The sequence below is a fragment of the Phenylobacterium sp. genome (assembly GCF_046290725.1).
Classification (GTDB): Bacteria; Pseudomonadota; Alphaproteobacteria; order Caulobacterales; family Caulobacteraceae; genus Phenylobacterium.
Map to the genome: position 1 here is coordinate 142,115 of NZ_JBKBUH010000004.1, position 15,951 is coordinate 158,065.

General features: G+C 69.5%; 17 protein-coding genes. 6 read left to right on the forward strand and 11 right to left on the reverse strand.

Annotation, left to right across the window (positions count from 1 at the left end; all coding sequences use genetic code 11):
- The first annotated feature begins 106 nt into the window (after window positions 1-106).
- Window positions 107-1,069, forward strand: coding sequence for a calcium/sodium antiporter (locus ACK41C_RS19250; protein ID WP_409657863.1), 963 nt, complete (start codon window positions 107-109; stop codon window positions 1,067-1,069).
- A 28-nt stretch (window positions 1,070-1,097) separates the two neighbouring features.
- On the opposite strand, the gene ACK41C_RS19255 is transcribed toward ACK41C_RS19250, so the two are convergent.
- The gene (locus ACK41C_RS19255; RefSeq protein WP_409657866.1) at window positions 1,098-2,186 is read right to left on the reverse strand and encodes a phytase; all 1,089 of its coding nucleotides are present in this window, start codon (window positions 2,184-2,186) and stop codon (window positions 1,098-1,100) included.
- Between the two features lie 233 nt (window positions 2,187-2,419).
- On the opposite strand from ACK41C_RS19255, the gene ACK41C_RS19260 reads away from it, so the two are divergent.
- Both ACK41C_RS19260 and ACK41C_RS19265 read left to right on the forward strand, forming a co-directional pair.
- Window positions 2,420-4,564: an arylsulfatase gene (locus ACK41C_RS19260; RefSeq protein ID WP_409657869.1), complete on the forward strand. Its 2,145-nt coding sequence runs from the start codon at window positions 2,420-2,422 to the stop codon at window positions 4,562-4,564.
- On the forward strand, window positions 4,561-5,214 hold the full coding sequence (locus ACK41C_RS19265) for a 2-hydroxychromene-2-carboxylate isomerase (RefSeq protein ID WP_409657872.1): 654 nt from the start codon (window positions 4,561-4,563) through the stop codon (window positions 5,212-5,214). Before ACK41C_RS19260 ends, ACK41C_RS19265 begins: the two co-directional genes overlap by 4 nt.
- A gap of 34 nt (window positions 5,215-5,248) precedes the next feature.
- Here ACK41C_RS19265 and ACK41C_RS19270 read toward each other — a convergent pair whose 3' ends face one another.
- Complete coding sequence (locus tag ACK41C_RS19270; protein ID WP_409657875.1) at window positions 5,249-6,550, reverse strand: O-acetylhomoserine aminocarboxypropyltransferase/cysteine synthase family protein; 1,302 nt, start codon at window positions 6,548-6,550, stop codon at window positions 5,249-5,251.
- Window positions 6,551-7,514: 964 nt separating this feature from the next.
- On the opposite strand from ACK41C_RS19270, the gene ACK41C_RS19275 reads away from it, so the two are divergent.
- On the forward strand, window positions 7,515-7,925 hold the full coding sequence (locus ACK41C_RS19275; protein WP_409657878.1) for a hypothetical protein: 411 nt from the start codon (window positions 7,515-7,517) through the stop codon (window positions 7,923-7,925).
- A gap of 27 nt (window positions 7,926-7,952) precedes the next feature.
- Entirely contained in the window at window positions 7,953-8,486 is a 534-nt protein-coding gene (locus tag ACK41C_RS19280) for an AAA family ATPase (protein WP_409657881.1), read from the forward strand.
- A 12-nt stretch (window positions 8,487-8,498) separates the two neighbouring features.
- On the opposite strand, the gene ACK41C_RS19285 is transcribed toward ACK41C_RS19280, so the two are convergent.
- From ACK41C_RS19285 to ACK41C_RS19310, 6 genes are all read right to left on the reverse strand, one after another.
- The gene (locus ACK41C_RS19285; protein WP_409657884.1) at window positions 8,499-8,897 is read right to left on the reverse strand and encodes a GFA family protein; all 399 of its coding nucleotides are present in this window, start codon (window positions 8,895-8,897) and stop codon (window positions 8,499-8,501) included.
- A gap of 80 nt (window positions 8,898-8,977) precedes the next feature.
- Window positions 8,978-9,586 carry a TetR/AcrR family transcriptional regulator gene (locus tag ACK41C_RS19290; RefSeq protein ID WP_409657887.1) on the reverse strand — a complete coding sequence of 203 codons (609 nt, stop codon included), beginning with the start codon at window positions 9,584-9,586 and terminating at the stop codon, window positions 8,978-8,980.
- A 74-nt stretch (window positions 9,587-9,660) separates the two neighbouring features.
- Window positions 9,661-10,680 (reverse strand): glutathione S-transferase N-terminal domain-containing protein, encoded by a 1,020-nt coding sequence (locus tag ACK41C_RS19295; protein ID WP_409657890.1) that lies wholly within the window; start codon window positions 10,678-10,680, stop codon window positions 9,661-9,663.
- Window positions 10,677-11,729 carry a formylglycine-generating enzyme family protein gene (locus ACK41C_RS19300; RefSeq protein WP_409657893.1) on the reverse strand — a complete coding sequence of 351 codons (1,053 nt, stop codon included), beginning with the start codon at window positions 11,727-11,729 and terminating at the stop codon, window positions 10,677-10,679. Before ACK41C_RS19300 ends, ACK41C_RS19295 begins: the two co-directional genes overlap by 4 nt.
- 83 nt (window positions 11,730-11,812) lie before the next feature.
- Window positions 11,813-12,574, reverse strand: coding sequence for a hypothetical protein (locus ACK41C_RS19305; RefSeq protein WP_409657896.1), 762 nt, complete (start codon window positions 12,572-12,574; stop codon window positions 11,813-11,815).
- Between the two features lie 31 nt (window positions 12,575-12,605).
- Entirely contained in the window at window positions 12,606-12,953 is a 348-nt protein-coding gene (locus tag ACK41C_RS19310; RefSeq protein ID WP_409657899.1) for a hypothetical protein, read from the reverse strand.
- A 153-nt stretch (window positions 12,954-13,106) separates the two neighbouring features.
- Between ACK41C_RS19310 and ACK41C_RS19315 the strand changes: the two genes are divergently transcribed.
- A complete protein-coding gene (locus ACK41C_RS19315) occupies window positions 13,107-14,768 on the forward strand; it encodes a sulfatase-like hydrolase/transferase (RefSeq protein WP_409657902.1) in 1,662 nt (553 codons plus the stop codon).
- Window positions 14,769-14,775: 7 nt separating this feature from the next.
- Here ACK41C_RS19315 and ACK41C_RS19320 read toward each other — a convergent pair whose 3' ends face one another.
- The 3 genes from ACK41C_RS19320 to ACK41C_RS19330 form a co-directional block, all read right to left on the reverse strand.
- The gene (locus tag ACK41C_RS19320; RefSeq protein ID WP_409657905.1) at window positions 14,776-15,204 is read right to left on the reverse strand and encodes a type II toxin-antitoxin system VapC family toxin; all 429 of its coding nucleotides are present in this window, start codon (window positions 15,202-15,204) and stop codon (window positions 14,776-14,778) included.
- The gene (locus ACK41C_RS19325; protein WP_409657908.1) at window positions 15,204-15,461 is read right to left on the reverse strand and encodes a type II toxin-antitoxin system prevent-host-death family antitoxin; all 258 of its coding nucleotides are present in this window, start codon (window positions 15,459-15,461) and stop codon (window positions 15,204-15,206) included. Before ACK41C_RS19325 ends, ACK41C_RS19320 begins: the two co-directional genes overlap by 1 nt.
- 69 nt (window positions 15,462-15,530) lie before the next feature.
- Window positions 15,531-15,947: a DUF1330 domain-containing protein gene (locus tag ACK41C_RS19330; protein ID WP_409657911.1), complete on the reverse strand. Its 417-nt coding sequence runs from the start codon at window positions 15,945-15,947 to the stop codon at window positions 15,531-15,533.
- Window positions 15,948-15,951 lie beyond the last annotated feature (4 nt).

Consider the following 15,951-nt stretch of genomic DNA (forward strand, 5'->3'; position numbering starts at 1 on the left):
GATGAAGCGTTCACCCCCGTGGGAGCTGGCGAACCGCAACAAGGGGATGTCGCATGCCTAATTTCAATCTTCAGGGAGATGCAGCCCAGCCTGCGTCCGGCGCCGCGTGACGTGGCTTTTCATCGCCCTTGGTTTTCTGCTCCTGGCCGGTGGCGGGGAGATCCTGGTCCGGGGAGCTGTCGGAGCGGCCCGCGCCTTCAACGTCTCGCCTTTGCTGATCGGCTTGACCCTCGTCGGGTTCGGCACCTCCACTCCGGAGCTCACCACCAGCCTCCTCGCCGCTTTTGAGGGCGCGCCCGGGATCGCTGTCGGCAACGTGGTGGGCTCCAACATCGCCAATATCCTGCTGATCCTTGGGGCCGCGGCCATGGTCCGGGCGCTGGCCATCACGCCTCAAGCCTACCGCCGCGACGGGGTGGTGCTCGCCGCCTCGACCGCCGTCTGCGCCGCAGCGATCTTCGCCGGAACGCTGGAGCGGTGGCTGGGCCTCATACTCGTGGTGCTGCTGGTCGCCTACATCGTGCGGGCCTACTTCACAGAGCGCGCCGAGGCCGGGCCGGAGGCCGAGGTTCACCTGCACATCGCCGAGGACGCCCGGCCTGGCCCTCGGAAGGTCTGGCTCTCCTTGCTTGCGGCGCTGGGCGGCGTGGCCCTCACCGTGCTCGGCGCGCGGCTGTTGGTGACGGGCGCCGTCGACCTCGCCCGCGACCTCGGGATCTCCGAAGCCGTCATCGGGCTCACCATCGTCGCCGTCGGCACCTCCCTGCCGGAGCTGGTGGCCACCCTGGTCGCGGCCGCGCGCCGCCACTGCGACGTGGCGCTGGGCGGGGTGATCGGTTCGAACATCTACAATGTGCTGGGCATCCTCGGCATCACCGCGGCCGTCCGGCCCATTCCCGTGCCGGCGCAGATCGCCCAGCTGGATGTCTGGGTGCTGATCGCCGCGAGTCTGCTCCTGCTCCTCTTCCTGCGGACCGGCTGGACCTTGAAGCGATGGGAGGGCGCGGTCTTCCTCGTCGCCTACGCCGGTTATGTGGGCTTCCTGTTCGCTCAGCAGGGGATGATCTGAGACCGCCTCGCCTTGGTTCGCCGCGCGCTCAGAGCCCGAGGGCGCGGCGGACCTCTCGCCAATCGACCATCTTGAAGTTCTGGGCCTTCGGCGCGTTGTCGCCGTCCTGGGCGATCATCAGGCCCTCGGGGAAATCCGACCCGAAGTCGCCCAGGGCGATCTCTATGCCGTCGGTCTCGCTGGTCCCGCCGATCCCGTCCGGGCCTGGCCCGATCCGGAACCGGCCGACATAGGCGCCGTCCTCCAGGCGATAGGCCGCATAGGCTGAGTCCCCTTGGCTGGAGACGATCAGCAGGCCTCCGGATTCGCCCTCGGGCGCGATCGCCACGCCCTCCACGTCGGTCACCAGCCGGCGGCCGTCTGCGGCGGCGAAGAGCACCGGCGCCTCGGTTGCGTCCGGGGCGGCCGAGAGCCGCCAGACTCCGGCCATTTCCTCGCCCACATAAAGAAGGCCGGTGCGGTCGTCGGCCACGCAGCCCTCCGACTGGGTGGCGAGCTTCACCCGCCGCACGATCTCGCCGCGCACCGCTCCGCCGGCGAGGTCGAGCCGAGCCTGAACGATCTGGCCGTTCTTCATCACCAGGAAGGCGAAGACCGCCGCATCCTCGCGCCGGCGCCAGAGGCAGAACCCGTAGGCCTCGCCCGCGCCGGCTTCCACCGCGCCCACCGGCTGCAGCTGGCCGCGGTCGGGATCCAGGCGGTAGAGGGCGATCCGCGCCGCGGCGAGGTCCGAGCGGTCGCTTGCCCCCACCAGCACGCCCGGGCCGCCGTCGAAGGCCACGCCGTCGCGCAGGTCGACATTGTTGACCCGACCGGCAGGCAGGCTCGATCGCACCGCGCCGTTGAGGCCATAGACGAAGAGCCCGGCCTTCTTGTCCGTGGCGACGATCAGGCTTGCGCCTGGGTCCGCTGGATTGCGCCAGATCGCGGGATCGTCGGCCGCGTCCCCGCGCGAGGCTACAGCTTCCGTCTCGCGCGCGGCCGGAACCTGGGCGGTGGGCTCAGGCGTGGCCACGGCGGCGCAACCGGCCAGCAGCGCCGCAATGGACAGGGCGATCCCGGCCCGCAAGCCGCGCTTATCGTGTGCGGCCACGCCGCAGCATTGGTGTTCGGTCACCCCAGTCTCCGATCTGCCGGGAATTCATGCCCGCTCGTCAGGTCCGAGCCTTCCGGAGAACCGGAGCAGAACCCTAGGCGCCGTCGACCCCCGCGTCGACGGGTGCAGGGCTAGCTGCGAAGCTTCACCGTTCGATGACGGTTCGGCGACGGATCGGTGGCGGAGAGCGTCTCAAGGATTGTGGCGCGAACAATGCCATAATATGCTGACGCGATTGCGGAGGGGGAGGGCACATGCGAGGCGCGATCCGGTTGATGGCCCTGGCGGCCCTGCTTCTGTGGCCGGCGACGGTGTTCGCCCAGCCTGGCGAGCGGCCCCCGAACATCGTCATCGTGCTGGCCGACGATGTCGGCTTCACGGACTTCGGCGTCTATGGAAGCGAGATCGCCACGCCGAACATCGATGCGCTCGCGCGGCGCGGCGCGCGGTTCACCAACTTCCACGTTTCGCCGATCTGCGCGCCGTCGCGGGCCATGTTGCTGACCGGCGTCCACAGTCATAGGGCCGGCGTCGGCAACCTGCCGGAGTCGGTTCCGCCGGAACACCGCGGCAAGCCGGGCTATCTCGGCCGTCTGGCCGACGGCGTGGTCACCATCGCCGCCCGGCTGAAGGCCGTCGGCTACGACACCTTCATGACCGGCAAGTGGCACCTGGGCGCGCGCCCGCAGGACCTGCCCAGCGCTCACGGCTTCGACCGCTCCTTCGCCCTTGACGCCAGCGGCGGGGACAATTGGGAGCAGAGGCCGTACCTGCCGATCTACACCGGCCGCGAGTGGTACGAGGACGGCAAGCCCGCGACCCTGCCCAAGGACTTCTATTCCTCGCAGTTCCTTGTCGACCGGATGATCGCCTACCTCGACGCCCGGCCGGACCCTTCGAAGCCCTTCCTCGCCTATCTGCCGTTCCAGGCCGTCCACATCCCGGTCCAGGCCCCGCGCGAGTTCACGGCCAGGTACGAGGGAGTCTATGCCGACGGATGGGAGGCGCATCGGCAGCGCCGGTTCGAAGGCGCCCGCGCCGCCGGCGTGATCCCCCAGGGCGCGCGGCTCGGCCCGCCGCCGGCCGGCCTGCGCCGCTGGGAGGAGCTATCGCCTGCCGAGCGGGCGCTGGCGGCCAAGAGCCTGGCGGTCAACGCCGGCATGCTGGAGGCCATGGATCACCATCTCGGCCGTTTCATCGACCACCTGAAGGCCACGGGCGCCTACGACAACACCGTCTTCATCGTGCTCTCCGACAACGGGCCGGAGCCGAACGACCCCGTGGCCAATCCCGGCTTCCGCCGCTGGCTGCGCACCGTGGGCTATTCCCAGGACCTCGACCGACTGGGCGAGCGGGGAACCTTCGCCGACATCGGTCCGGAGGCGGCGAACGCCAACGCCGCGCCCGGCGCGCTCTTCAAGCTCTACGCCTCCGAAGGCGGGATCCGCGTGCCGCTGATCGTCGCCGGCCCGGGCGTGCGGCCCGAGCAGAGCGTAGCGGCCTTCGCCTATGTCACCGACATCGCGCCCACCATCCTGCAGCTCGCCGGCGCGAGCCCCGCGCCGGCCCCGGCGCCGCAGCTCGTCGGCAAGAGCCTAATTCCCGTGCTCTCCGGCGCAGCCGAGCGGGTCTACGGCCCCGACGAGTCCGTGCCGATGGAGGCCGCCGGCGCCGCGGCCCTCTTCCGCGGGGCCTACAAGCTGGTGAAGAACCCGCCGCCCTTCGGCGACAGCCAATGGCGGCTCTACGACATCGAGGCCGATCCCGGCGAGACGCAGGACCTGAGCCAGGCCATGCCCGAGCTCGCAGCATCCATGCGCGCCGACTATGAGCGGTATGCCAAGGACGCCGGCGTGCTCGAGATCCCACCCGGACACAGCTTCGACCGCCAGATCGCCCGCAACTTCCAGATCGCGCTCCTGAAGGCGAACGCCCCGCGCTTGGGCGTGATCGCCCTTGTTGTGCTGGGGCTCGCCGCCGCCCTGCTGCTGGCCGGCCGCCGCTGGCCCGGACCCGTCAGCCGCGGAACCGCGGCGGTGGCCGGCGCGCTGGCCCTGCTCGTCGCCTTGCGCTTCTGGCTGCGGCCGGAGATGGCGGCCGAGGCCTTGTCGGTCGCTCCGGTGGGCGTGGAGGGGCTGGGAACCCTGCGCGCCGACTTGGGCGGCTTCTTCGGCGCGGCGGGCCTTTTCCTGCTGATCGCCGCCTGGCGCCGCGACCGCCGCTGGCTGGTCCCCCCGTTGGTCTTGCTGGCCCTGGCCCTGGCGGGACGCACCCTCAGCTTCGCCCTGGAAGGACCGACGCTCGCCCAGGTTCCGCCGATGATCGTCGAGGCCCTGCTGATCGTCATCCTGCTCTTTGCCCGCCGCGGCTTCCCAAACCCCGACAAAGGCCCCGCATGACCCTGACCTACGACCTCTACTGGTCCTTCCGCTCGCCCTATTCCTACTTCGTCACGCCGCGGCTGTGGGAGCTGGAGCGGGATTACGACGTGACCTGCAACGTCCGCGTCGTTCATCCGCTGGCGGTGCGCCAGCCGGAGTTCTTCGACAACAACGACCCGCTCTGGCAGGTCTATTTCGCCTTCGACGTCTTCCGCACCGCCGAATACCTCGGCCTGCCCTTCGCCTGGCCGAGGCCCGACCCGGTCCTGCGCGATCCGGCGACTGGCAAGTATCCCAAGGACCAGCCCCACATCCATCGCCTCAGCCGCCTGGGCGTGGCGGCCACCGAAGCGGGCCGGGGGCTTGCGTTTCTGAAGGAGGTCTCGAGCCTGATCTGGAGCGGGAAAACGGAGAACTGGCATGAGGGCGACCACCTCGCCCGTGCGGCCGACCGCGCCGGCCTGGACCTCGCGGTCCTGGACGCCGCCATCGCCGCCGACCCCGCTCGGTACGAGGCGATCATCGCCGAGAGCCAGACGGCCCAGCGGGCCGCCGGCCACTACGGGGTGCCCCTCATGGTCTTTGACGCCGCGCCCTTCTTCGGCCAGGACCGCTTCGACCAGCTCAAATGGCGCATGGAGCAGAAGGGGCTGACGCGGCGGGGGTGAGGGGGCGCTCGCCGACTGCTAGGTCTTGGCCCGCCTAGCCCTTGGACGCCGCCGCGAGCGCCTGATCGAGGTCGGCCAGAATATCGTCGATGTGCTCCAGCCCGATGGAGAGGCGGACATAGCCGGGGGTGACGCCGGTGGCGGCCTGCTCGGCCTCGTTCAGCTGCGAGTGGGTGGTGGAGGCCGGGTGGATCGCCAGGCTGCGCGCGTCGCCGATATTGGCCACATGGTAGAAGAGCTGCAGGGTGTCGATGAAACGCCGGCCGGCTTCCACGCCGCCGGCCAGCTCGAAGCCCACCAGGCCGCCATATCCGCCCTTGAGATAGCGGTCTGCCCGGGCGCGGGCCTCGCCTTGCTGTTGCGACGGGTGGATCACCCGCGTCACCGCCTTGTGCCCGGCAAGACGCTCGGCGACCCGTTGGGCGTTTTGGCAGTGGCGCTCCATCCTGAGGGCCACGGTTTCGATCCCCTGCAGCAGCTGGAAGGCGTTGAAGGGCGAGAGCGCGGGACCCAGGTCCCGCAGCAGGATGACGCGGGCGCGCAGCGCATAGGCGACGGGACCCAAGGCCTTGGCGGCCTCGGTCCACACCGCGCCATGGTAGGAGGGGTCGGGGCTGTTCAGCAGGGGCTGGCGTTCGGGATCGGCCGCCCAGTCGAAATTGCCGCCGTCGACGATCATGCCGCCGATGCTGGTGCCGTGCCCGCCCATATACTTCGTCAGGGAATAGACCACCGCCGCGGCGCCGTGGTCCAGGGGGCGGCAGAGCAGGGGAGCGGCCGTATTGTCGACGATCAGCGGAACGCCGATCGCCCGTCCGATGGCCGCCACTTCGGCGATCGGAAACACCTCAAGCTTTGGATTGGGCAAGGTCTCGGCGTAATAGGCGCGCGTCCGGCTGTCGGTCGCCTTGCGGAAGTTCTCGGGATCCTCGGGATCGACGAAGCGGACTTCGATCCCCTGGTCTTTCAGGGTGTTGGCGAAGAGGTTCCAGGTGCCGCCATAGAGGGCGGTCGAGCTCACCACGTTATCGCCGGCGCGCGCGAGGTTCTGCAGCGCCAGGGCCGAGGCGGCCTGCCCGGAGGCGACCGCCAGGGCTGCAACGCCGCCTTCGAGCGCGGCGACGCGCGCCTCCAGCACGGAGGTCGTCGGGTTCATGATCCGCGTGTAGATGTTGCCGCTCTCCTGGAGGGCGAACAGGGCCGCCGCATGCTCGGCGTCGCGGAACTGGTAGGAGGTCGTCTGATGGATCGGTACGGCGACGGAACCCGTCGTGGGGTCCGCTCGCCAGCCCGCATGGACAGCCAGGGTCTCGGGTCGAAGCGGCGTGGCGGTCATGGCGAGCTCCCTTTTCTGATGAAGGGTCTAGTGGCGCGCGGTGGGCGGAAGGTCAACGCCGCCTCATCTGCGATCGACCGCCGATGCAGGAACTCACCAGGCTGGGCGCATTCACATGGTCGGTGACTTGCTCACCCGGCGAGGAGCCAGTGCAAAGGCCAGACAGCGGCCTTCATCGACGCACGATGGCCTCGCAGGAGGACGCGCCGCGCGCGGATGAGGGAAATGCCGGAGGCGATGCTTGCCGGACCGATGGCGGAATCCTGACTTGGCTGGTCGACCAGGGCTCCGCGAACTCGCTGGCGCGGGGCCTCGGGGGGGCTGATCGCGTCCGCAAGTTCGTTTCCCTCGCCGATGGGAGCCGAGAGCGGGCGGGCTCGACCCGGATAGGCTCGCTATTTGGACGATCGGCTGGGAGGACGGATCCCCCTCCGCCTCAAGACAAGCTCAAGCGTTATCGAGACTAGCCATAAGAGGGAGGCGACCTGAAGTCCCCGGAAGTCCGCAAGTAGGGCGCCGGGTTGGATGATCAGCGTCGCGATGATGACTCCGATGAAGCATGCCAATCCTCCGCTCGCCCCGCCGGGCTGCTTCAGGGATCTGGAAACCAGCAGGGTGAACGTGATCAGCAGGGGCGCGCCAAGCAGCATGAGGAACCCAATCGCCACTTCGGCGCCTGGGGGCAGACTCTCTCGACCGAAAGCTAGGATCCACCCTGCCCCCAGCTGCATTCCGACAATGAGGGCCGTCAGGTTGGTCAGTAGGAGGAACTGCAGAAAGGGCATGGGCACGATCTAGTTGGGACGGACGTCTCCCAATATGTGCGCCGGACCCAAGCGTCCCCCAAGCCACGAAAGCTTGAAGCTCAGGGTGATTTCCAAGGTCGGCTCGTCTCCGCCAACGCCGCCTAACCCTGGCCCCATTCCCCCTGTCAAACCCGTCGCTCAACTCAGAAGGAGAGAGCGTGAAGCTCAGAGCAGCAGCATCCCTCTTTTCGGCGTTCGCACTTTCAGCCTGCGGGCAGGGCGGCGCGGCGAGCGGCCCGGGGGGTGACCCCTATGCAGGCGTGGACGCCGAAATCCGAACCTGGCGTGCGGTGATTGAGTCGGAGAACCCGCTCTGCGCGGCCAAGGTCGAGGGCCAGGGCTGCGAGGCTTTCGAGGTCGCCTGCAAGGGCGCGCGTGAACTCACGCCCGCCGACCGCGCCGCCGGCGTCTCGGCGCGGCTGGTTGCGGCCATGATCTTCCAGGGCCGAGAACCCGACGGCTCCACCAGCCGCCCGGGCTCAGCCTTCGCCACCTTCACCAAGGCCGACGGAACCTGGACCCGGACGGAGTCCGAACCGGTCAACCTCAGCACCTGCGCCCCATTCTAGACGCCGGCCGCTGCGAGGAACCAAGTCATGTCCGACCGCTTCGTCGCGATCTCCGGCTGTTCCGGCGGCGGCAAGTCGAGCCTGCTGGCCGAGCTCACAGCGCGCGGCTGTCAAATCGTCGAGGAGCCGGGCCGGCGGATCGTGCGGCAGGAACTGGCGGCCGGTGGATCGGCGCTGCCGTGGGTCGATGCGGCGGCCTTCGCCCGCCGCGCGGTGGAAGTGGCGCTGGCCGACCTCGCGGCGGCGGACGCCCTTCCGGGCTGGGTGTTCTTCGACCGCGGCCTGATCGACGCGGCTTGCGCGCTGGAGCAGGCGACCGGCGAGCCGGCCGGCCAGACCCTTGGGGTCGGCCGACATTACAACGCTCGCGCCTTCCTCGCCCCGCCGTGGCCGGAGATCTATGTGCAGGACCCCGAGCGCCGCCACGGGTTCGAGGCCGCGCTCATCGAATACGACCGCTTGCTCAAGGCCTATCCGGCCTTGGGCTACGAAGTCGTGCTGCTGCCCAGGGCCTCGGTCGCAGCCCGCGCCGACTTCGTGCTGGGCATGTTGGCGCCGTAGGCGCCCCAGGCCTCACCGGGAACGCTCGTCGAAGTGGCGCACGTCGGGCTCGTCGCGATCCCAGTCCGCCCGTGACGCGCAGAAGAGGCGCGTGCGCACCCCCTTGCCGAGCGGCGTATCCAGCGTACCGGCCGTGACATAGACGTTGGATTCGTCCTCCTCAGCCGGCAGCGGCGTGCCGCAGGTCTTGCAGCGGGTGATCGAATAGGTTGGGCGGAGAGCGAAGGTGACGCCGTGATCCTCTCCCTGCACCCAGCGGAATTGATCCTTCGGCACGATCAGGATCGCATTGCCGTTCGAACCCGAAGCCTTGCGGCAGAGCGAGCAATGGCAAACCCAGACCGCGCCGATGTCGCCGGCGATCTCGTAAACCCGCGCGCCGCAGAGGCAGCTGCCCGTTCGAGTTGTCATGGCCCGCTCCCTCGCTGCCGCGACCGCTTCGTCAATGCTCCCATCTTCGAAGTTTTGCTACACTGTCCGGACACGCAACCTCACGGCGCGCGCGATCCGTCCACGAGCTTCGCCACCGCGTGGACGATGAGACTGCGGGCCTCCTCGACCCCCAGGCCCTGCTCCTCGCGCAGGCGCGACCAGGCTTCGAAGCTCATCAGCAGGTCCAGGATTTCGAACTTTTCACGGTCCTCGGCGATGTCGGCGGGCAGAACCTCGCGCAGCACGCCGCGCAGCTCGGCCACCATGGCGCGGTGGCTCTCCTCCAGGAAGGGCGAGCGGTGGCGGTGGGCGGCGCCGGCGCGCTTGTGGGGGGCGATGCGTTCGAACACCTGGGCGCGGCGCTCGATCAGCTCGTCCAGGCGGGTGCGCCAGTGGTCGGTGCGATAGGGCAGGATGATCGCCTTGCGGACCTCGGCCTCCACGATCAGCGACATCTCGCGATAGAGGCTGTCCATGTCCTTGAACAGGCGGAAGACCGTCCGCAGGCCGACCTCCGCCCGGGCGGCCACCTGTTCGGCGCTGACCGAGACGCAGCCTTCGCGGGTCAGCTCCAGCATGGCGGCCACGATGCGGGCGCGGCTGTCCGCCGAGCGCTGGCGGCGGCCGTCCAGCTTGGCGGATTCGGGCGTCGGGACGGAACTGGCCAAGGGTCGCGGGGCTCCTGAGGGCGCGGGCGGGTGAGGCTGCATATCCGCTCCCGGTCCCTGCCGCCAGACGGGGATCAGGCGAAGAGTGCGGCCAGGCCCGTTCCGCCCAGGATGGCGTCGATCCTGGCGCGAGCCTGGCCGGGCAGGGCGGTGTGGGCCTCGCGCAGGGCCTTCAGGCACTTGGCTTGGTAGGGGAAGGGCGCCTGCTCCCAGCGGGCGCCGTCCACCTCGCAGACCACCCCATCGGCGCCTTGCGCGACGGCTTGCGCATTGGCCAGCATCACCGGCGGATAGACCCGGCCGATCTCCGCCAGCAGGGCGATCAGGGTGGGCGGCGGAGCCCCTGAGTCGAACCAGTCGCCATCCTGGGGCTCCAGACCGGAGAGGTCCTCCATCAGGTCGACCCAGGCGAAGACCCTGGGCGCGATCTTCAGGGTCAGCTCCATCGGCGTGGGATCGAAGTGCGAGAGCTGGGTCAGCTGCCCATAAAGGGCGAAGTCCGCCGCCGCCGGCCGCCCGCCCAGCACGAAGCGGTGGTGACGCAGGTGGTCCTCGAACGCTTCCAGGAACCGGCGGTAGCTGGCCTCGATGATCGGCCCGGTGGTCGGGTTGGAGCCGACCACCCGAAGCCGGCCGATCTGGCGCTCGGCGAACTGGCGGCCCGCCGCCAGCAGCGCCTCGTCCGGGATCTGGGATCGCCGCCAGGCCGGCAGGATCGCCGCGGCGCGGGCGATGTCCGCCTCATAGGCCCAGCGATAGTGGAACATCGGCTTGGTCAGCCACTCGTCGCCGTAGTCCTCGATCAGCGCGTCCAGGAAGGCGAGCGCTGGGTCGGCCGGGCGCAGGCTGCGACCTACGTGCTCGGCTTCAAGCCGCGCAATGATCGGGGTGGAGTCGACCACCGCCTCCAGCGCGCCGTCCGCGCCTGGCAGATAGAAGGTGGGCAGGAGTTGGACCATGGGCCTGGGCAGCTCGGGCGGCTCGGTCCCGCTGATCAGGAACCGGTAGGGGATCCGCCGGTAGCGCAGCACCGCCAGCATCTTGCGGGTGTAGGGCGAGCCGGGCGCGCCGCTGAGCGCGATGGGCGAAGTCATGAGGGCGTCTCCTCGAAGACGGGCGGGCTGCGCAGCACCGTGCGGAAGCCGGTGTGCGAAGCCCCGGTGTCTGGCGGCCCCGCCGTCCGCGCCGGCGGCCGATAGCGGAAGCAATAGTCCTCCGAGCAGAGGAAGGACCCGCCCTTGACGACACGCTTGGCGACGCCGGGCTCGGCGGGATCCAAAGCACGGAATCTCGGCGGACCTCCCGCTTCCAGCACGGAGGCTTCGGCGAGGCCCGGGCGGAACCAGTCCTTGGTCCACTCCCAGACGTTGCCGGACATGTCATGCAGCCCGAAGCCGTTGGCGGGGTAGCAGCCGACTGGCGCGCTTTGCGCCTTGTAGCCGTCCTGGCCCGTGTCGAGGGCCGGGAAGACGCCCTGCCAGGCATTGGCCTTCGGCTCGGCCGCCTGCTGGTCGTCGTCGCCCCAGGCGAAGCGCTTGCCGGCCAGGCCGCCGCGGGCGGCGAACTCCCATTCGGCCTCGGTCGGCAGGTCGCGGCCGAGCCACCGGGCGTAGGCGAGCGCGTCCTCGTAGGCGATATGGACAACCGGCCAGGCGGCCTTGCCCTCGATGGAGCTGCCGGGCCCTTCCGGATGGCGCCAGTCCGCCCCCGGCACGATACGCCACCAGGCCGAGGGGTCGTTTCGATCCACCCCCTTCTTCGCCCCGACGAACACGAGGGAAGCCGGAACCCGCGCCTCCGGCGGCAGGTGTGGATAGAGCGCGGGGTCCAGCGGCCGCTCGGCGAGGGTCTTGTAGCCGGTGGCCTGAACGAACGCGGCGAAGGCGGCGTTGGTCACCTCCGTCCGGTCGATCTGGAAGGCCGCCACCCGCACCGTGCGGGTCGGTCCCTCCTCGGGCCGCAGGGCGCCGGCGCCCATCGCGAAGGCGCCGCCCGGCACGGGGACCAGCCCCGCCAGCGGATCGGCCGGCGTAGGAACGGCTCCCTGCGTCAGGCACGGCTTTGGCGACGCCTGCGGCTCGCCCTGGCAGGCGGCGAGCAGAGCCGCGCCCGCCAGGACTGCAATTGCGCCGAACCTGCCCATGATCCGCCTCCCAACCGCAGGTTAGAGGCGGCTCCGATCATAGGCAAGATATTGGCGCGTATAATGCCGTTAGTTGGCCTTCGTCAGATGTCGCGGCCCGCCGCCGGCCCCGGGCGGGAGGTTCCAAGGCCGCGGCCCAGGTCGTCGGTTTCCGCCCGGCTCGTCCCGTCGTGGGCGAAGCTTCGGCCCTCGGCGTACCGGCTGCGCTCCGTCGCGATCTCGTCGCTGGTGTAGGGCGCAGCCTCCGCGTCGAAGCGGCTCCAGCCCTGCTCGCGATAGGCTTGGCCGCGTGCGGAGGCGTCCACGCCCTGGCGGCCGTGCAGAATCTCCTCGATGCGGGCGGCGTGACTGTCGTCGGCGCGCACGCTGATCAAGGTGCCGCCCCGGCGGACGCCCTCGGAATAGACGTTGGCTTCCTCATCGGAATGACCGGCCTCCTTGAGTGCGCCGAGCAGTCCGCCGGTCGCCCCGCCGATGGCCGCTCCGGCGACCGCGCCTGCGGCTGTGGAGGCGAGCCATCCTGCGGCGACGACCGGACCGAGGCCCGGAATCGCCAGCATGCCGAGACCGGCGAGAAGGCCCGCGCCGCCGCCGAGCACGCCGCCGGTGGCCGCGCCCTTGCCGGCGCCGTCGGCCACGTCGTTCTCGCCGTCGCCGTTGCGGTCGCCCAACGGGCCTGCGTCGGCGCGCGCGCCGCCAGGATGGCGATGGCCGTCATGCCATTTGTCGCTGTTGTTGGACACGATGCTGATGTCCTTGTGAGGGACGCCGGCGCGTTCCAAGTCCTCCACCGCCGACAAGGCTTGGGTGTGGTGATCGAACAGTCGGGTGATGGTACGGGTCATTCTGCTGTTCCTTTAGCTGGGGCGGTGGGGCTCAGCGCTCGGTCACCGAGCCGCGGTAATCGACCGAGACGGTCACCTGGGCGCCGTTCTTGGTCGCGGGGCCCTGCCACAGGCCCTGTTCGTTCTGGGTCAGCGCGCCGACATTGGCGTAACCGGCGGATTCGATCGCGCCGCGGGCCTGGGCCTCGGTGAACGAGCTGGCGCCGGGCGTCTGCGCGGTTCCGGGCGCTGTGGGCGATGTGTCGATGGCCTCGTTCCTCGGCTCTTCCGAGCCGGAAACCACGGGGCCAGCGGTGCGCTCGCCCTCGGCGCGATCGTTTCCCCCGCCGCAGGCGGCGAGCGCGAGGGCGGCGGCGGATATGACTAGGACGTTTCTCATCGGGTTCCTCTCCAAGACGAAGCCGAAAGCCGACGCCGAACCTTCAGTTCCACCCGCCGCCGTTGATCTCAACGACGTGATCGGAAGCGCGACTTGACAGTTCGACATATTGGCGCGTGAAGTGCCAAAATAAGCGCGCAAGGGGAGGGCGTCATGCGCAAGGGTCTCTGGATCGGCGGGCTCGTCGCGATCCTGGTGGTCGTCGCCGGCGTGGCGCTGGCCGCGAACTGGCGCTCGCTGGTGCTGTTCGCCGTCGCCAATCGCGGGAAGGAGCCGGTGGCGGCGAACCGGGAGGTCGTCTGGTCCCAAGGACCCGAGGCGCCCCCGGCGGGCGAACGGCCGCCCAACATCGTCTTCATCCTGGCCGACGATCTGGGGATCAACGACCTTTCCACCTTCGGCGGCGGGGTGGCCGGCGGGCGGGCGCCGACGCCGAACATCGACGCCCTGGCGGCTCAAGGGGCGGTCTTCTCCACCGCCTACGCCGGCACGGCCGCGTGCGCGCCCTCGCGGGCGATGATCATGACCGGGCGCTATCCCACCCGTCACGGCTTCGAGTTCACCCCCACCTTCGGCGGCATGGGTCGGATGCTGGAGCTGTTCTACAACGACGGCTCGCGCCCGCACCGGCTGATCTTCGACCGCGAGGCCGACCGCGCCCTGCCGCCGATGCTGGAGCAGGGTCTGCCGGGCTCGGAAGTGACCGTGGCCGAGGTGCTGAAGGCCCGCGGCTACCACACCCTACACATCGGCAAGTGGCACCTGGGCGGCGCGCCCGAGTTCACGCCCAACGCTCAAGGATTCGACGAAAGCCTGAACATGATGGGCGGGCTCTACCTGCCCGAGGACGATCCGGGCGTGGTGAACGTGAAGCTCGACTTCGATCCGATCGACCGCTTCCTGTGGGCGCGCTCGCAGTACGCGGCCTCGTTCAACGGCGGGCCGATGTTCGCGCCCAAGGGCTACCTGACCGACTACTATACCGACGAGGCGGTGAAGGCGATCCGCGCCAACCGCAACCGGCCCTTCTTCCTCTATCTCGCCCACTGGGGGCCGCATACGCCGATGCAGGCGGCCAGGGCCGACTACGATGCCCTTTCCCACATCGAGGATCATCGCCTGCGCGTCTACGCCGCCATGATCCGTGCGGTGGATCGCAGCGTCGGGCGCGTGCTGCAGACGCTGAAGGAGGAGGGGCTGGAGGAAAACACCATCGTCGTCTTCTCCAGCGACAACGGCGGCGCCGGCTATATCGGCCTGCCGGAGGTGAACCGGCCCTATCGCGGCTGGAAGCTGACCTTCTTCGAGGGCGGGGTGCGGGTGCCGCTGTTCGTCCGCTGGCCCGGCCGCATCGAGCCCGGCGCCCGCTACGCCCACCCGGTCAGCCACCTGGACATGATGCCCAGCCTCGCGGCCGCGGCGGGCGCGCAGATCCCGCAGGACCGCGAGATCGACGGGGTGAACATCCTGCCCTTCGTCACCGGCGCCGCGAGCCGGGATGTTCGCGCGCGCCAGACCCTGTTCTTCCAGGACGGCTACTATCTCGCCGTCCGCGACGGCGACTGGAAGCTGCAGACTTCGGAGCGGCCAAAGAAGGACTGGCTGTTCAACCTGGCCGAGGATCCGACGGAGAAAGTCAATCTCGCCGCCCAGCGGCCCGACAAGGTGGCCGAGCTGAAGGCCCTGCTGGCGCAGCATCGGAAGGGCGGCCGCAAGCCCCTCTATCCGGCCGCCGGCGAGATGCCGGTCAGCATCGACAAGACGCTGGAAGAGAAGGCGACGCCGCAGGACGAGTACGTCTACTGGCCGGGGTGATCGGCAGCTAGGCCTCCCGCGGCTCCCAAGGGTTCACCAGCTCCACGCCGGTGGGCCGAAAGTCGGCCACATTGCGGGTGACGACGCCCATCCGATGTACGAGGGCCGTCGCAGCGATCAAGGCGTCGCGGTCGGAGCGGCGGTCGGGTACGTGGAGGCTCGCGCAGCGTCGCGCGACAGCCTCGTCGATCGGCAGGATACGGCCGGCGAACGCCGGTCCGACTTGGCTCTCAAGCCATGCGCGAAGGACATCACCCTGCCGCGCGTCCCGTCGAGCGACCGCCAGCACGCCGGCCTCAAGCTCCATCAGAGTGATCACCGAGATGAAGAGTTCGGAAGCCTGTCGGCCTTTTGCCCAGGCGGTCACGTTCGGATCCGCCCGCCCGTGCGCGGCCTTGCGCAGTTCGGAGACGACGTTCGTGTCGAGCACGAACATCAGGAGAAGTCGGCGGGGCGGTAATATTCTCCATCGAGCCGTTCCGGTTCGAACGTCTCGATCGGAGGCTCCAGAGCGAGCAGTTCGACGATGTCGGCTTGGCGCTCGCCGACGAGCGTCCGGTAGTCCTCGATCGTCAGAAGGACGTGCGCGGGCCGGCCGCGATCGGTGATGAAGACCGGGCCGCGGGACGCGGCCTTCTTCGCCTTGCCGGCGTCCTGATTGAAATCCCGGCTGGTGATGGTGGTTACCGTCAAGGGCGTCTCCTTGAAGGTACATATCTACAAAAATTGCCGGGTCCCGGCAAGGCGCCGTCGTCAGGGCGCCTAGACACTCTCGTCGGGGCGGGTGCGGATGTTCAGCTGGCCGGCCAGGCCAGCCCGCCGGTGGTGCTCGATGGCCGCCATCTCGGGCGAGAGGGCCATGGCGCGGAAGGCGGCCAGAGAGGGGTACTCGGCGAGCGCCACCATGTCCCAAAGCTCCTCGACCTCGCCGAGCAGCAGGCCGGTGACCTCGCCGCTGTAGCGCACCTTGCCGCCGATGTTCTCGACGAGGGCGCGAACGGCGTCTCCGTAGCGGGCATAGGCCTCGGCGCCGGTCAGGTGGGCGTCGGAGCCGTCGTCGTACTCCGCCTTCGGTTTGAACTTCAGCAGGTTGACCATGACGAAGGGGCCGTTCTCCGGTCCGCCGAAGAAGTCCATCGCCTGCTCGGGCGCAGGAAAGACGGCGTTGAAGACATTCATGCTC

What these genes read in the sequence shown, in the direction of transcription:
- ACK41C_RS19260 (WP_409657869.1), top strand. Translation starts at nt 2,420, where the DNA reads ATGCGAGGCGCGATCCGGTTGATGGCCCTGGCGGCCCTGCTTCTGTGG.
- ACK41C_RS19265 (WP_409657872.1), top strand. Translation starts at nt 4,561, where the DNA reads ATGACCCTGACCTACGACCTCTACTGGTCCTTCCGCTCGCCCTATTCC.
- ACK41C_RS19270 (WP_409657875.1), bottom strand. Translation starts at nt 6,550, where the DNA reads ATGACCGCCACGCCGCTTCGACCCGAGACCCTGGCTGTCCATGCGGGC.
- ACK41C_RS19280 (WP_409657881.1), top strand. Translation starts at nt 7,953, where the DNA reads ATGTCCGACCGCTTCGTCGCGATCTCCGGCTGTTCCGGCGGCGGCAAG.
- ACK41C_RS19285 (WP_409657884.1), bottom strand. Translation starts at nt 8,897, where the DNA reads ATGACAACTCGAACGGGCAGCTGCCTCTGCGGCGCGCGGGTTTACGAG.
- ACK41C_RS19295 (WP_409657890.1), bottom strand. Translation starts at nt 10,680, where the DNA reads ATGACTTCGCCCATCGCGCTCAGCGGCGCGCCCGGCTCGCCCTACACC.
- ACK41C_RS19300 (WP_409657893.1), bottom strand. Translation starts at nt 11,729, where the DNA reads ATGGGCAGGTTCGGCGCAATTGCAGTCCTGGCGGGCGCGGCTCTGCTC.
- ACK41C_RS19305 (WP_409657896.1), bottom strand. Translation starts at nt 12,574, where the DNA reads ATGACCCGTACCATCACCCGACTGTTCGATCACCACACCCAAGCCTTG.
- ACK41C_RS19310 (WP_409657899.1), bottom strand. Translation starts at nt 12,953, where the DNA reads ATGAGAAACGTCCTAGTCATATCCGCCGCCGCCCTCGCGCTCGCCGCC.
- ACK41C_RS19315 (WP_409657902.1), top strand. Translation starts at nt 13,107, where the DNA reads ATGCGCAAGGGTCTCTGGATCGGCGGGCTCGTCGCGATCCTGGTGGTC.
- ACK41C_RS19320 (WP_409657905.1), bottom strand. Translation starts at nt 15,204, where the DNA reads ATGTTCGTGCTCGACACGAACGTCGTCTCCGAACTGCGCAAGGCCGCG.
- ACK41C_RS19330 (WP_409657911.1), bottom strand. Translation starts at nt 15,947, where the DNA reads ATGAATGTCTTCAACGCCGTCTTTCCTGCGCCCGAGCAGGCGATGGAC.